Source organism: Marivirga sp. (assembly GCF_024636815.1).
In the GTDB taxonomy this organism is placed as follows: Bacteria; Bacteroidota; Bacteroidia; order Cytophagales; family Cyclobacteriaceae; genus Marivirga.
In genome coordinates this window covers 25,363-42,293 of record NZ_JAGXGF010000058.1, presented here as the reverse complement: position 1 = coordinate 42,293, position 16,931 = coordinate 25,363, and the positions used below count along the sequence as shown (strand labels likewise).

The following is a 16,931-nucleotide window of genomic DNA, read 5'->3' as shown; positions in this document are numbered from 1 at the left end:
GAAGCTTTCAAGTTCTTTTACGGGTAATTTTTATTTTATCCTTCATTATTGGAGGCCAAAAATACCTATATGCAAATCTCAACAAGAATACTTTTGTTTTGTTTCAAGAGGTCCAACAGGCTCAGGACACTGTAAAAGCTAAAACTGATAGTGCAAAGACCGATAGCGTAAAAAATTACCAACCCAGCAGGAGACCAACCTACCAGGCCCAAGACCGCTATGGTGATCCATTTTCAAATGATTTAGGGAATAGCCCATTGTTATTGGAAGATCCTGCAGCTTTAAATCTTGAGGTCGAAATCGATACAGGATTTAATTATTCTATATATGAAACCATTGGAGATATTGATTTTAGACCTACTTCCTCTATGTCTTATGATGAATTTTCAAATTATCAAGATGAGCGTATCTTAAAAGAATATTGGAAAGAACGCTCGCTAGGTTTGGATGGGGAAAGTGCAGTTAGTGGACGTTCGTTGATTCCGCCTCTTTATGTGAGCCCGGTATTTGATAGACTCTTCGGAGGTAGTTTTGTAGAATTAATACCGAATGGTTTTATCACATTAGATTTCGGAGGAAGGTTTACTAGGAATGAAAATCCAAATTTGCCGGTTCAGCAACAACGATATTCTAGCTTTGAGTTTGATCAGCAGATCAATATGAACGCTGTTGGAAAGGTGGGTGAAAAGTTAGCCGTAACTGCCAATTTCGCAAATAACAATTCATTTGATTTTCAAAATGACCTTAAAGTAGAATATACAGGTTATGAAGAGGAAATATTAAAGAAAATTGAAATCGGTAATGTCAGCATGCCAGTAAATAACTCTTTGATGTCTGGTGCTCAAAATCTCTTTGGAGTAAAAACTCAAATGCAATTTGGTCATTTATTTATCACCAGTGTTGCGTCTACCCAAAGAGGAAAGGCTGAAAGTGTAAAGGTTGAGGGAGGTTCTCAAAGACAAGAATTTGAAGTAAGATCCTCTGATTATGATGAAAACAGACATTTCTTTTTAGGTCATTTCTTCAGAAATAATTATGAAAGATGGTTGAGCGCACTTCCTAGGGTTAATTCTAGTTTGGATATCAGAAGGGTGGAGGTTTATATTCTTAATCGTACTCAAAATACTCAAAATCTAAGATCTATTGCTGCCTTTATGGATTTAGGAGAGGCTAACCCTAATGATATTTATCAATCACAATATTTGCAATCAGGTACTCCAAATAATAATCCAACAGATAATGATGCCAATAGTTTATGGGGTGAAATCAATAGCTACACCAAGAATTATGATAATTTCCTTAATTCCTTAGAATCTTCAAGCCCGGCTTTATCAAGAACAGTTGATTATGAAATTATTAATGTCGCCAGAAAGCTTGATGCTACAGAATATGATTTCAATAAAGAATTAGGTTTTATTTCATTAAGAAGGCAATTGCAAAATGATGAAATGCTTGCTGTAGCTTATGAATATACTTACAATGGACAACGCTACCAAGTTGGAGAGATGGCTGAAAATTATGGTAGTAGATCAGATGATGAAGTCGTTTTACTTAAATTATTGAGGCCCTCCAAGATTAATGTAGATGTCCCTACCTGGGATTTAATGATGAAAAATATTTATAACCTACAGGGAAATCAAATTAGCCAGGATGGTTTTCAGTTAAGAGTTATCTATAGAGATGATAGAACTGGACAGGATAATCCAAGCTTGCATGAAAGTTCTTTAAGAGATATTCCATTATTAAGAGTATTCAATCTCGATAGTTTAAATCAGAATAATGACCCACAACCTGATGGAAACTTTGATTACATTAACGGGGTCACGATCAATCAGCAGGAAGGGAAAATAATTTTTCCTGTTTTAGAGCCATTTGGGAGCAGCTTAGCCCAACAATTTAGAGATGATGAACAGACTTTTAAAAGCAAATATGTCTTTAATACTTTATATGAGTCAACTAAGAATGATGCCCAACAGCTTACTTCTAAAGATAAATTCTTCATCAAAGGACAATATGAAAGTGGTTCATCTACTGAAATTGCCTTGCCAGGCTTAAATATTGCTGAAAATTCAGTTAGGGTGAGTGCAGGTGGAACCCCGCTTCAAGAAGGTATTGATTTTAGGGTAGATTATAATTTAGGAAGAGTCATTATTTTAAATGAGGGAATTCTGAGTTCTGGTAGAGATTTAGATATTGACTTTGAAACTGAGGATATGTTCAATTTCCAATCTAAAACATTGATTGGAACCAGGTTTGACTATGTGGTCAGTGATAAATTCAATGTAGGAGCTACAGTTTTAAGACATACCCAACGTCCTTTGGGAGTTTCCAGATATACAATAGGTTCTGAACCCTCAAGTAATACTAAATGGGGTTTAGATTTAAATTATAGTGATGAAGTTCCTTTTTTAACTAAAATGGTAGATTTCCTTCCTTTTTTAGATACTAAGGCTCCCTCTTCCTTAACTTTTAGAGGTGAATTTGCTCAATTAATTCCTGGTACAAGCAGTCAGGTAGATGGGGAAGGTACGGCATATTTAGATGATTTCGAACAGTCAGTAACGGTTAATAATTTAGGAAGTGATTTTGTTAGTTGGAATTTAGCAGCCACACCTAAGACACAAGACAACCGATATATGGGGCAGGGCAAATACGGTGAAAATAAAAAGCGTGCGAAATTAGCATGGTATAATATTGATAATACTATTTATAATACTACAGGTCAAAACCTACCTGAGATTTCCGAATCAGCTAAGGAAAATCATTATGCTAGAAGCGTATCTATTCAGGAGATTTATAAAAATAGAGACAGGAATATCGGGATAAATCTTCAACAAACTTTTGATATGGCTTATTTTCCTGATGAAAGAGGGATGTACAATTTTAATAGTGATTTGACCTCTGATGGTCTTTTGAAAAATCCTAAGCAAAATTGGGGTGGAATTACCCGAGCTATAACTTCAGAGGTTGATTTCGATAAAAATAATATTGAATACATAGAATTCTGGTTGTTAGATCCATTTATAGAAACTGAAAGAGGGATAGTAGATGATGGCTCAGCGGACGCAACTAATAATACCACTGGAGGAAAACTTTACTTCAATCTTGGAAGTGTTTCTGAAGATATATTACCAGATAATAAACTGGCTTATGAAAACGGTCTTCCAGCTAATTACGATAATGCATCGGAAGTAGATATTACTGAACAAGGTCGTGTGCCATCAAATTCACCAATAACGGATGTTTTTTCTACTGATCCTGCTGCAAGAGCAAATCAGGATGTGGGATTAGATGGCGTGAGGAATGATCTGGAAGCTGAATTCTATAGTGAATTTGCGAATGAGATTAATTCAAATCCTTCAATTTCTGAGGAGGCAAAGGATAGAGTTTTAAATGATATATCTGCAGATAATTTCACCTATTTCTTAGGAGATGAATTTGATGAAAGAGAAGCGCCTATAGTGGAGCGCTATAAAAATTTCAGCAATACAGAAGGCAATACGCCTGCTGGTAATGGAGGGGAGAATTTTAATCCGTCCGGTAGTAGGTATCCTGATTCTGAAGATCTTAATAATGATAGAACGGTTTCTACTTTAGAGGAATATTATGAATATGAGGTACCCCTAACGAAAAGTAATTTAAATGTAGCGAACAACCCATTTATCGTGGATGAAGTGACTGCTTCTGGTGAGAACGAAAATGTTAAATGGTATTTATTTAGAATTCCAGTAAGAAACCCCAGTAGAACTCAAGGGGATATTCAAGGCTTTAAAACAATTCGGTATGTAAGGACTGTTCTGACAGATTTTGAACAACCTGTCGTACTAAGAATGGCAGATTTTAGGTTGGTAGGTTCTCAGTGGCGTAAATATAATGGCTCACTAGCTAAAACCGGGATAATTGAAACCCCAGAACAGAAACCTTCTAATTTGGTGATTTCTGCTGTTAGTATTGAAGCAAATTCAGAAAGTGGTCAAGGGAAAGTTCCTTATGTTTTACCACCCGGCATTACACGAGATCAAGACATAGCAGCAGTAGCCAATCCTGTAAGGCAAAATGAAAAATCTATTCAATTGTGTGTGGATGATTTGGAAGAAGGTAAGGCGGTAGCAGCATTTAAAAATGTGAACTTCGATTTAGTAAATTATAACACATTAAAGTTGTTCTTACATGCTCAGGGGGCAAATATAAATGATGATGATGTGACAGCTTTTGTTAGGTTAGGAACTGATTTTGATGATAACTATTATGAAATTGAGATCCCTCTAAAAATCACTCCTTATCAAACCACTTCTGCAAGAGATATATGGCCATTAGAAAATGAAATCGATTTAGATATCAATAAACTTTATGAGCTAAAATCTAGGAGAAATAGGGTTTTAGGTAATCAAAATATTTTATTACCCTACTCTGAGCAATTTGGTAAATACACCCTTACTGTTAGAGGTAGGCCTGATATGAGTTCCGTGCAAACCATGATGATTGGTATTCGAAACCCTGATGGAGGAAGTACTTTACCAAAGGATGTTTGTGTATGGGCTAATGAAATGAGGGTAACGGATTTTGATCAAACGAATGGATGGGCAGCAAATGCTACTCTAAATGCTAAACTTGCTGATTTTGCTAATGTCACAATGGGTACTAATTATTCTACTGTTGGCTTTGGGGGAATTGAACAAAATATTGCACAAAGATCAAGAGAAACTACGCAAGCTTACGACATTTCTGCAAATTTTAGTCTAGGTAAATTTTTTGGTGATGAATCAGGAATTAAAATACCTGCTTATTTAGGGTATCAAACTTTTACTGCTACTCCATTTTTTGATCCTAGAGATCCGGATATACCACTAACAGCCGCATTAGAGAGCTTTGAAACTGCCGAAGAAGCCGAAGATTATCGGAATATAGTAGTAGACCAAGAAGTGAGAAGAAGTATAAATTTCACAAATGTTAGAAAGGAAAGGAAACAAACCGATAAACTTGTGTTACCTATTGCTATTTCTAATTTTGATTTTACCTATGCTTATAGTGATATTAACAGAAGTAATCTTCAAACTGCACAATTTGAAACTCGGAATTATAAGGGTGCGATAGGTTATAATTATGGATTTCCAAATGCAAGTATTGCCCCACTAAAAGATGTTGGGTTCTTAAATTCGCCTTACTTACAACTAATCCAGGATATTAATATTAATCCTTTACCAACAACTTTTGGCGTGCGTGCTGATTTAGATAGGAGTTATATAAAAACACAATTACGAAATGACCAATTGGGAATAGAAGGGATAGAGCCTCAGTTTCAAAAGTCATTCACGCTCAACCGAAATTATAATTTAGATTGGAACCTTACAGAAAACCTAAATGTAAATTATTCAGCCAGAGCATTTTCTATTATAGATGAAGAGGCTGGAGAAATAAATACAGAAGCTAAGCGAGATAGTATATTGACAAACCTCCAGAATTTAGGGAGGATGAAAAACTTTGACCAGAGCATAGTGACGGGTTATCAATTGCCTTTAGGGAAAATACCATTTACAGATTGGATGTCTGCAGAGGTTCGCTATAAGGTCGATTTCAACTGGACCTCAGGTTCTTTAAATCAAATTGATACTTTAGGTCACCTGATTCAAAACAGTAGCGAGTGGGGAGTAAACTCTCGTTTAGATATGAATAAGCTTTATAATAAAGTGAAGATCTTGAATAGTATTAACAACCCACCTAGGCTGAGAGCTAACCAAGAAGATACTACTTGGACACAACCAGGAGCGCCTATTATGAAAGGCCTTTTAAAACTATTAATGTCTGTTAAGAATATTACGGGTAGTTATAGTGAAAGAGGAGGTACATTATTGCCAGGTTTCAGACACCGAGCTTATCTTTTCGGACTTGATTCCTCTTTAACTGCCCCCGGGATTCCTTTTGTTTTGGGTAGTCAGGATCCCAGTATCAGATATCGGGCGGCAGAAAATAATTGGTTGGCAAAATCCAACTCTCAATCAAATTTTTACACCCAGTCTATTGTAAAAACCTTAGATTTAAAAGCAACGCTCGAGCCGGCAAAAGATTTGAGCATTCAGTTGGATGTAAATAGAACAGTAAATGAAAATTATAGTGAGCTATTTAGATTTAGTGATGAAGCTGATGCTTTCGTAAACTTAACTCCTACCAGAAGTGGTAATTATATTATGAGTTATAATATGATCAATACTTCATTTGTTTCTACTGATGAAAACAGTTCTCCTTTATTTGAAGAAGTAAGGCAAAACAGAGAAATACTTCAGCAAAGACTATCTGCTAACAATCCAAATGGAGGTGAATATCAGTTAAATCATCAGGATATATTAATCCCTTCTTTCTTAGCAGCTTATTCAGGAACCTCTGCCAATGAAATATCAACTAATCCTTTTCCTAAACTTCCTTTGCCTAATTGGAGGGTAGATTATAAGGGACTTTCAAATATTAAAGCGGTTAAAGAAGTATTTCCAAGTGTTAGTTTAAGCCATGCCTATGTATCCACTCTCACTATTAATAATTATATTAATAATGCGTTTTACAATGGCGAAGGTAAGTTGAACTTAAGTAACAATATCGAAAATTATCCACTCCCCTCAGTTGTGTCGGACAGTGGATTTTATTTACCTGTTTATACTATTGGGCAAGTTTTAATTTCTGAGCGTTTTTCACCTCTAATTGGAGTAAGTCTTAGAAGTAAGGGAAGGCTAACTGCAAAATTCGAATATAAAAAGGAGAGAAATGTAGCCTTAAGCACTGAAACTTCCCAGATAACAGATCAAAAAAGCAATGATATAGTAATCGATATAGGTTTTACTGATCCTAATTTTACCCTTCCCTTTAAAGTAAAAGGCAGAACGGTATCTCTTGATAATGATTTAACCATGCAATTAAGTATTACAGTCAGAGATACGGAGGTAGTGCAAAGGACCCTTGATGATGGAAGAAATGTGTTGGTGGATGGAACCATAAATTTTCAACTGAGACCAACAGTTAATTATACAGTAAATGATAGGTTAAATCTAAATTTTTATTTCCAAAGAAATTTCAACGAACCTAGGGTTCAGAACTCATTTCCAACTACAAATACAGCCTTTGGTGTACAAGTTCGCTTTGGATTGCAATAATTATTTTTGCATCCGGAAAAAGAGTGTAATTTTGGGAAAGATTAATCAATAGCCACTTTAAAATTAATTGAAGAATGAATATTCCTGACAATTTAAAATACACCAAAGATCACGAATGGGTGAGGGTAGAAGGTGATGAAGCCTATATAGGTATAACAGATTTTGCACAGCGTGAGCTGGGTGATATTGTTTATGTAGAAGTTGAAACTATAGATGAAGAAATTGAAGAGGGTGAAGTTTTTGGAACTGTGGAAGCAGTAAAAACTGTATCTGATTTATTTATGCCTGTAGGAGGAACGGTCTTGGAGTTTAATGAATCTTTAGAGGATGCTCCTGAGTCAGTAAATGACGATCCTTACGAAAAAGGATGGATGATCAAATTGAAACTTTCCGATCCTTCATCTGTAGATAAATTATTATCTGCTGAGGATTACAAAGCATTGATTGGGGAATAAGAATGTTTTTCAGGTATAATCTGTTTGGGATAATCTGGTTTTTGCTCATCTTATTATTGGGTCTTACTCCTGGGGAGTCCATGCCAATCACAAATGTTTGGGATTTTTTGAGTTTCGATAAAATCGCACATTTTTTTGTATTTGCTGTTTTGGTATTCCTTTTTATCTTGGGTTTTTCTAAGCAATATACCTTTTTATTCTTTCGTTATTATGCAGTGCCTTTAGCAATAGGCATTAGTATTTTATATGGATTGATCATTGAAATAGGGCAAACCTTTATTCCTGAAAGAGGTTTAGAGCCATTAGATATTCTTGCTAATACTATTGGAGTTTTTGCAGGATGGTTTGCATTTTACATGATTTATAAAATTTAAATTTAATTTATCGAAAAAGATTGTATGGATAATTTGAATTTAAATCATTAAATAATAGTTTTACTATCTAAACGATGTTTTATTATGGAACTTAAAAAGAATCCGAAAGCAGACATCAATAAAAGGTCAACGCTTTTTTTGAATATAGGATTGGTTGTATCCATTTCCTTGGTGTTTTTTGCTTTTGAATACAAATTTTATGATGAAGGACCGGCTATGGATTTAGGTCAGGTCAGTGATGATATGGAGGATATAATGGAGATTCCGCCTACGGAGCAGCCACCCCCCCCACCACCAAAAGTTAAACTTCCTGAAATCATAGAGATTCCTGATGAAGAAGAAATTGAGGAGGAAATCGAATTAGATCTAGATATGGATATGACAGAAGATGACGCCATTGAAGATATCGTGTTCGAAGAAGAAGCTGAAGAAGAAGTTGATAAGGTTTTCCAAATTGTAGAGCAACAGGCTGAACCAGCCGGTGGTATACAAGCTTTCTATGATTACGTAGCGAATCAATTATCTGATAAATATCCACGTCAAGCACAAAGAATGGGTATTGAAGGTGTTGTTTATGTCCAGTTCGTAATTGAGAGAGATGGATCTTTAACTGACGTAACAGCTGTAAAAGGAATAGGTGGAGGTTGTGATGAAGTAGCAGTAGAAGTTGTGAAAAACTCTCCAAAATGGACTCCAGGTAGACAAAGAGGTAGAGCAGTGCGATCTCAGAGGGTAATTCCAATTAGATTTGTATTGAACTAAAATAATATAAAATAATTAGCATAGTAAAAAGCCGGTAGAACCGGCTTTTTTTATGTGCTGTTCAAAAATCTTATTTAAATAATAAGCAATCTGTCCTTTTGAATCTTTAATTTTGTTCTATAAAATAATATCTTAATAATCTAATGGAAATTATAGCAGTAATAATTGGTTTGGTAGTTGGAGTAGTACTGGCTTACTTTATTCTAAAATCTCAAAATAAAAATGGTGATGAATTAGAAGGTGTAAAGGAAGAGAAGCAACAATTATTGACCGAACTGAGTGTTATAAAAAGTCAAAAAGAGAATCTGTTTGCTGAGCTGAAGAGTGAAAAAGAAGCTCATACTCAAGAGAGAGAAAAAAATGTTCAGCTAAACAGACAATTATCAACAGTTGAATCAGATTACAAAAACCTAAAAATTAAATTGGATGAGCATAAATCCGAATTGGCTGAACTGCAGCAACAATTTAAAAATGAGTTCAAAAATTTAGCTCAAGAAATTTTTGAAGAAAAGAGTAAAAAATTCACAGATCAGAATAAGACTAATATTGGTGAATTACTGAATCCATTACGTGAAAAGATCGATAAATTTGAAGAAAAGGTTGAGAAAAGTAATAAGGAAAACTTAATCTGGAATAGTGCGCTAAAAGAACAGATTACCTCTCTCAAAGAATTAAATCTTCAGATCACTAAAGAGGCTGAAAATTTAACCAGAGCTTTGAAGGGTGACTCCAAATCTCAAGGTAATTGGGGAGAGATGCAACTGGAAGCCATTTTAGAAAAAGTAGGTTTACAAAAAGGCGTGCATTACGAAAAAGAGAAGAATTATAAAAATGAAGAAGGTGATAACCAAAGACTGGATTATATCATCAAAATGCCAGATGATAAATATCTAGTTTTAGACTCTAAAGTATCCTTAACCGCCTATAGTAATTATTTTGATGCAGATGATGACGTAAAGCAAGCTCGATTCCTTAAGAATCATCTAGATAGTATGTATTCTCATATTAAAACATTAGGGGACAAGAACTATCAAAATCTTTACGATATCAATCAGCCTGATTATGTCTTAATGTTTATTGCTAATGAACCGGCCTTAACAATTGCCTTGAAAGAAGACCATAATCTTTATGAAAAGGCTCTGGATAAAAATATCGTCTTGGTATCCACGACCACTTTAATGGCAACACTTAGAACTATCTCCTATATCTGGAAACAAGATTTACAAAATAAAAATGCTATTGAAATTGCTACCCAAGCGGGAGCATTGTACGATAAATTCACCAATTTTACTGATGACTTATTGAAGGTTGGTAATAATTTGAAAACGACACAAAATAGCTATTCTGATGCTATGAAAAAGCTTTATGATGGAAAAGGTAATTTAATTCGAAGGACAGAAATTTTGAGAGAGCTAGGAGCAAAGACTACTAAAAATATAGATAAACGACTTTTAGATAGGTCATCTGAATAAGTTTTTTAGATTTATAAAAAATTGCTTAATAGAGGATTACTTTCTTCCTAAATTATACTATTTTTTGATCTACTTACGTTAATGTTTTGATGAGAATAATTATTACACTCATTTTACTGTTTACAGTATCCTTCTGTGTTCAAGCTCAAAAGGTAGAGGGAGAAGTCACTTCAAGTGGTGATAGCTTACCAATTGAAGGCACTCATATTGTGAATACTACTGCGAATAAAATGGCTATTTCAGATGAAAAAGGCCGATTCCACTTAGTAGCTAAAAAAGGGGACACTTTGGTAGTTTCAAATGTAAACTTTAATACTAAGCAATTTATTGTTAATAATCAGACCTTCTTAAAAATCAGTTTAAATCCTGCTGTTATTCAACTCGATGAAATCCGGGTAAGTAATTTACCTGAAACTGAGTCGGAATTCAGGAAGAAAATACTTGATATGGAGGAAATTGAGGATAACTCGATTAAGATTGATGGCTTGATGCCTACCAAGCCAAAGGGTAAAGTTCCCAAGAATTATGATCCTAATTATACGAATTCATTAGGTTATGCTATCAATAAACCCATATCTTTCATTGTTAAGAAACTAAGCAAGTCTCATAAAAATAAGTTAAAATACTATCAAACGGTAGCCAATCATGGAAACACTATTTCTAATAACAAGAAATACAATCCTCAAATTGTAGAAGAGTTGACAGGCTTAAAAGGAGATGATTTAACTGATTTTATTCATTATCTGGACCTTGATCCTGCCTTTGTGAAAAGGGCAAGTGAATATGAAATTGCTGCTAGAATATTAAAAGAATTTGATACTTATAAATCTCAAAAAGGCTAAATTAATAATCCTTTAATATTTTTATAAAAACTTTATCGTAATTGCTCAATTCTAATTCCGGCAGAAACCATTCCTTTTAATTCTTCTTCGCGCATATACTGTTTTAACGCTATTTTATATTTTCCTTTTTCTGGGAAATAAACAGAATCTTGAAGTATTAATTGATGTGAATAGATATCACTTTGATGGTTTCCATAGGGTTTTCCAGTTTTATCCTCAAATAATTTTAAGTTTAATAACTTTTCTTCCATCAAATAGCTTGAGTCTTTAAGTTGATATTTGATATATAGATTTCTATAAGGATAATCCATCGTATTTCTAATATTCAATTTGATTTGATAGGGAAGCTCTACGCTATCAATTTCAAAATTAAATTCAGCTGTTTCCTCCATGTTCCAGATTCTATCATTAAAATCATAGTTATCCTCAAAATATCGTTCTTCTGTGCAGGAAATTAAAAGAAACATGCAACATATAATACTAAATAATGACCTCATTAATCTTTCTTGTTATTATTTGGATTGCTCTTATTTTTGTTAAATCTTTTTTTGTTTTTATGCTTTTTAGCATTGCCTTGAGGCTTTTCTTTATTGGTTGAATTTGGGCCATTTTCAGCCTTTATTCTATTAGGATTAAACTTACCACCCTTTTTCTTTTTCTTCTTAGGTTTAGAAAATTTGCGGTCTAATTTAATTAAGTCACTATTAATCTGAACTGTTTCTTCAATTTCAAGAATGTCTTCCATTAAAGTGTCAGGTTTTTCTCCCTGCTTGTTTAAGGTAATTATTTCGGCTACCCTTTCTACTTTAACAGGATGCCATATATTGTCTTCAGAATAACTAAACCACATGATTTTACGAAAGATATCTGTCTTTTGTAATGTCAAGCTTCCTCTCTTGGTTTGAATTGGTTTTTCTACCTCAGGGATACCACTTAAGGCCTCCATATAAGTATCCAATTCATAGTTTAAGCAGCATTTAAGTCTACCGCATTGCCCTGAAAGCTTACTTGGATTCAATGATAAATTCTGGTATCGAGCAGCACTAGTGGAAACACTTTTGAAATCAGTTAACCAAGTACTACAGCATAACTCTCTTCCACAACTTCCGATTCCACCTATTCTTCCAGCTTCTTGTCGAAGTGAGATTTGGCGCATTTCTACTCTTATTTTAAACTCACCTGCAAGCTTTTTAATGAGCTCTCGAAAGTCAACTCTTTCTTCAGCAGAATAATAGAAAGTGGCTTTTGAATTATCAGCTTGAAATTCAACATCAGAAAGCTTCATTTTCAATTTAAGCTCTTGTATGACCTCCCTGGCTCGATACATAGTGGGCATCTCTCTGTTTTGAACCTCATGCCATTTTTCTAAGTCCTTATCAGTTGCAACGCGATAAACGGCTTTAATCTCATCGTCATTTTTAACCTTTTTCTTTTGCATCTGTAAGCGAACCAATTCACCCTGCATAGAGATATATCCAATATGATGACCATTAGGTACATCTACTACAACTGCATCTCCCGTAACTAAATCAAGGTTGTGTATATTTCTAAAAAACTCTTTTCTACCTCCTTTAAACTTGATTTCTACTATATCGAAATTATCATAATTAGGGAAATCCATATTGGATAGCCAGTCGAACGAATTCATTTTATTGCATCCGCCTGTGCTGCATCCCCCATTATTTTGACAACCAGTAGTGACTCCTTCTTTATTTTTAGTTCCGCATGATGAGCATCCCATAATATATTTATTTAAGCTGTATTTATTTACAGCATTCTACATTAGATCGAAGTGAATACCATTTCCTCAAAAGAAAAATAAAGGGATATTCATCTTATAATCTATTCTAATGCCAGTAAGTCCTGACCAATATCTTTTCTGTAATATATATCATCCCAGCAGACTTTATTAGCACCTGCATAGGCATTTTTTAAGGAGATATTCAAATCATCTCCAATTCCGGTAATGGCTAAGACCCTTCCTCCAGCTGTTACTATCTCATTATCATTTTGTGCAGTTCCCGCATGATAAACTTTTGCATTCTCTACATCTTCTAAGCCTTTTATAACTTTCCCTTTTTCATAACTTTCAGGGTAGCCACCTGCTACTAAAACAATTGTAGCTGCAGTTTGCTCGCTAATTATGAATTCTTCCTTATTTAATTCTTGGCTTTTTAAGCTTTTAAAAATGGATAATAGATCACTTTTCAGCCTTGGTAAAACTACTTGAGTTTCAGGATCACCCATTCTTACATTATATTCAATAACATAAGGTTCCCCACCTACATTCATTAATCCAATAAAAATAAAGCCTTGATAATCTATTTTATCTTTTTTCAATCCATCAACTGTAGGTTTGATGATTTTGGACTCAACTTTTTCCATGAAGTTTGCATCTGCAAATTTCACGGGAGAAACTGCTCCCATACCACCAGTATTTAAACCAGTATCGCCTTCACCAATTCTTTTATAATCTTTTGCTGCTGGTAAGATTTTATAATTTTCGCCATCAGTTAATACAAAAACAGAAAGCTCTATACCAGATAAAAATTCTTCTATCACTACTTTTTCACTAGCGGCTCCGAATTTTTCATCTCTCAGCATTTCAGTAAGGCTTTTTTCAGCTGTAGGTAAATTCTCACAAATTACAACGCCTTTTCCTCCTGCCAAACCATCTGCTTTTAAAACATAAGGTGGTTTTAGAGTTTGTAAATAGGAGAGTCCTTCAGATAAAGTGGATTTATTAAAAGTCGAATATGCAGCAGTAGGTATGTTGTGTCTATGCATAAAACTTTTGGCGAATTCTTTACTGCCTTCTAGCTCTGCTCCTGCTTTTCCAGGACCTATGATTTGTATTTGTTTTAATTTCTCATCGCCCTCAAAATAATCTCGTATTCCTTCAACAAGTGGTGCTTCAGGGCCCACCACTATCATGTCAATATTATTTTCTAAGCTGAATTTAGCTATACTTTTAAAATCAGTTGGTGAAAGATTGATATTTTCAGCTATTTGAGCCGTTCCGGCATTTCCAGGAGCTACAAATAGTTTTTTACATTCAGTGCTTTTAGCTATTTTTTCAGTAAAAACATACTCTCTTCCACCGGAGCCTAATATTAATATATTCATGTGTATTTCAATGCTTTTAAGTCGTCACCCCGATTAGTCGGGGCAGGCTATGGAATCTTTGATTAAAAATTCAGATTCCCTTTCTATTAAATTTGAACCTGAATTTTTAAAGTTGATTTCATTTATTCAGTTCAATTTTATTTATTCTCAACTAAGAAAATGACATTTACCTAAAGTAAAATTAATGAAAAAAATGACTGCTAATAAAGCAGTCATTAGAATTAGTTTGCATAAGTTGATAAAAACTTAATGCGCATAAGCCTTAAATCTTCTTCACTGAATTCGTCCTCAAATTCATCCATTGCATCATCGATGCTATCAGATTCAGCTGAAAGAAAATAATCCATAATTTCCTCCTGCTTATCATCATCAATGATTTGATTTAAGTAATAATTTAGATTTAAGGTGGTACCTGAGTAGCAAATATGTTCTATTTCATCAATAAGTTCCTCAAAAGAAATATCTTTCATTTCAGCTATTTCTTCTAAGTCCATTTTCTTGTCCACCTGCTGAATGATGAAAATTTTCATCTTGGATTTATTCACTGATGATTTCACCATTACATCAGCAGCCGTGATGATGTCATTTTCATCAACATACTTCTTAATCAACTCCATGAAAGGTTTTCCAAACTTCTTAACTTTCCCTAAACCAACACCATTGACAGCTGCCATTTCCTCATTTGTTGTAGGATAGGTAGTGGCCATTTCCTCTAAAGAAGGATCTTGGAAAATCACATAAGGAGGTAAATCCTTAGATTTCGCAACCTTTTTTCTTAGCGCCTTAAGCTGAGTATATAAAGTTTCGTCAAATGCTTTAGCTGAAACAGAGTCTTTTTCAATATGATCTTCATCACCATCATCTGTATAGATATGATTTACAGTGAATTGAATATCAGTTGGATTCTTTAAGAAATCTTCACCTGCCTTATTGATCTTGAGCACTCCAATGTTTTCGATATCTTTCTTCAAATAACCATAAAGCATGGTTTGTCTAATAACTGATTTCCAAAACTCAGGATCTTGATCAGCACCTACTCCATGAACTTCCAGTTTATTATGATCATAGCTAGTTACATATTGATCTTTTGAACCTCTTATAACATTCACTAAGTGATTAATACCAAATCTTTCATTAGTTAATTTAACAGTTTTTAAAACTGTTGTCATTTCATCTTTTGCCTCAAACTTTTCTTTAGGGTGCAAGCAATTATCACATTTCCCACAGTAGTCGGCAAATTCTTCCCCGAAATAATGGAGTAATTGCTTTCTTCTGCATACAGAAGATTCTGCATAAGAAGACATTTCTTCTAAAAGCAGTTTAGCATTTTCTTTTTCTGTTACGGGTTTGTCCTTATTGAATTTTTCGAGTTTAAGAATATCGTTATAACTGTAAAACATCAGACAATCACCCACAAGACCATCTCTTCCTGCTCTACCTGTTTCTTGATAGTAGCCCTCTACTGATTTAGGAGTATCATAATGAATTACAAATCGAACATCAGGTTTATCGATCCCCATTCCAAAGGCAATAGTTGCTACTATAATGTCTACATCCTCATTTAAGAAGTTGTCTTGATTTTTCATTCGAGTACCACCTTCCAGTCCGGCATGATACGGAGCAGCGTTAAACCCATTTACATTCAGAAATTCGGCAATCTCTTCTACCTTTTTCCTACTCAGGCAATAAATCACACCACATTTCCCTTTTCTTTCATTTAAGAATCTAATGAGCTGTTTCTTTGCCTGGTTTTTAGGTCTTACCTCATAATACAGATTTTCTCTATTAAAGGAAGATTTAAAGACATTAGCTTCTTCCATATTCAGGTTTTTCTGAATATCCAACTGCACTTTAGGAGTGGCAGTAGCTGTAAGGGCTATGATTGGGATATTAGATATTTGCTGCAATATGGATTTTATTCTTCTGTATTCAGGCCGGAAGTCGTGACCCCATTCCGAAATACAATGCGCTTCATCTATAGCGGCAAATGAAATATTGGCTTGTTTTAAAAATTCAACGTTTTCTTCTTTGGTTAAAGATTCCGGAGCAACATAAAGAAGTTTTAAGTTACCTGTCATAACTTCTTTTTTCACCCTTTTGATTTCGGTTTTTGTTAATGTTGAATTTAAAAATGCGGCATTAACTCCTAAAGCAACTAAGGTGTCCACCTGATTTTTCATTAACGCAATCAATGGAGATACCACCAAAGCCGTTCCTTCTTGCGAAATAGCGGGTAATTGGTAACAGAGTGATTTCCCTGCTCCTGTAGGCATGATCACAAAAGTATTCTTGCCGTTTATAAGGTTTTGCATAATCAATTCTTGGTTTCCCCTAAACTGATTATAACCAAATACCTCTTTTAATTTTTCTTTTAAAGTAGCTTCTTGCTCTTCTATCATTTCTTTAGCACAAATTGCTTAATTATAAACTTATTTATTCAATCTCATGTCAAATTTAATAGCTAATCATGAGATACTTTGAATTTAGTAAAAAATATTAAAAACATTGTCTTAAAATCTGTATTTAATAATGCTTCGAGTGTAATAATATTATTAATAATGTTACATTTCTACATTAAACTCATTAACTGGGTTTATAACGAGTCGTCATAATTCCGATTTGAATTTGTTATATGGTTTTTCAATGCAATTATTATTCTGCATTTTTGGATTCAAATTTTTCAGCTAATAACTTTTGTATTGATAGGGGCGTTAGAATGCTTAGAACCTTAGTCAATCTATTTAATGAAGATTTTTTCAAT

Annotated in this window: 10 protein-coding genes; 6 read left to right on the top strand and 4 right to left on the bottom strand. The window is 34.1% G+C overall.

What is annotated here, in order from left to right:
* Positions 1–98 precede the first annotated feature (98 nt).
* The 6 genes from sprA (at position 99) to Q0L29_RS04450 (ending at position 11,044) form a co-directional block, all read left to right on the top strand.
* Positions 99–7,139: a cell surface protein SprA gene (gene sprA / locus Q0L29_RS04475; RefSeq protein WP_296619436.1), complete on the top strand. Its 7,041-nt coding sequence runs from the start codon at positions 99–101 to the stop codon at positions 7,137–7,139.
* Between the two features lie 74 nt (positions 7,140–7,213).
* Positions 7,214–7,594, top strand: a complete 381-nt coding sequence (gene gcvH / locus Q0L29_RS04470) for a glycine cleavage system protein GcvH (protein ID WP_296619435.1) — start codon at positions 7,214–7,216, stop codon at positions 7,592–7,594.
* Between the two features lie 41 nt (positions 7,595–7,635).
* Complete coding sequence (locus tag Q0L29_RS04465) at positions 7,636–7,968, top strand: VanZ family protein (protein ID WP_296619434.1); 333 nt, start codon at positions 7,636–7,638, stop codon at positions 7,966–7,968.
* An 84-nt stretch (positions 7,969–8,052) separates the two neighbouring features.
* Positions 8,053–8,730 carry an energy transducer TonB gene (locus tag Q0L29_RS04460; protein ID WP_296619432.1) on the top strand — a complete coding sequence of 226 codons (678 nt, stop codon included), beginning with the start codon at positions 8,053–8,055 and terminating at the stop codon, positions 8,728–8,730.
* 143 nt (positions 8,731–8,873) lie between these two features.
* Positions 8,874–10,202, top strand: coding sequence for a DNA recombination protein RmuC (rmuC, locus tag Q0L29_RS04455; protein ID WP_296619431.1), 1,329 nt, complete (start codon positions 8,874–8,876; stop codon positions 10,200–10,202).
* An 89-nt stretch (positions 10,203–10,291) separates the two neighbouring features.
* Positions 10,292–11,044, top strand: a complete 753-nt coding sequence (locus Q0L29_RS04450; RefSeq protein ID WP_296619430.1) for a carboxypeptidase-like regulatory domain-containing protein — start codon at positions 10,292–10,294, stop codon at positions 11,042–11,044.
* A 32-nt stretch (positions 11,045–11,076) separates the two neighbouring features.
* Here the strand turns inward: Q0L29_RS04450 and Q0L29_RS04445 are convergent, their stop codons facing one another.
* The 4 genes from Q0L29_RS04445 to recQ form a co-directional block, all read right to left on the bottom strand.
* Positions 11,077–11,511: a gliding motility lipoprotein GldH gene (locus Q0L29_RS04445; RefSeq protein ID WP_296619428.1), complete on the bottom strand. Its 435-nt coding sequence runs from the start codon at positions 11,509–11,511 to the stop codon at positions 11,077–11,079.
* 29 nt (positions 11,512–11,540) lie between these two features.
* The gene (locus Q0L29_RS04440; protein WP_296619426.1) at positions 11,541–12,785 is read right to left on the bottom strand and encodes a regulatory iron-sulfur-containing complex subunit RicT; all 1,245 of its coding nucleotides are present in this window, start codon (positions 12,783–12,785) and stop codon (positions 11,541–11,543) included.
* A 101-nt stretch (positions 12,786–12,886) separates the two neighbouring features.
* Positions 12,887–14,170, bottom strand: coding sequence for a phosphoribosylamine--glycine ligase (gene purD, locus Q0L29_RS04435; RefSeq protein ID WP_296619424.1), 1,284 nt, complete (start codon positions 14,168–14,170; stop codon positions 12,887–12,889).
* 221 nt (positions 14,171–14,391) lie between these two features.
* Positions 14,392–16,569, bottom strand: a complete 2,178-nt coding sequence (gene recQ / locus Q0L29_RS04430) for a DNA helicase RecQ (protein WP_296619423.1) — start codon at positions 16,567–16,569, stop codon at positions 14,392–14,394.
* Between the last annotated feature and the right edge of the window lie 362 nt (positions 16,570–16,931).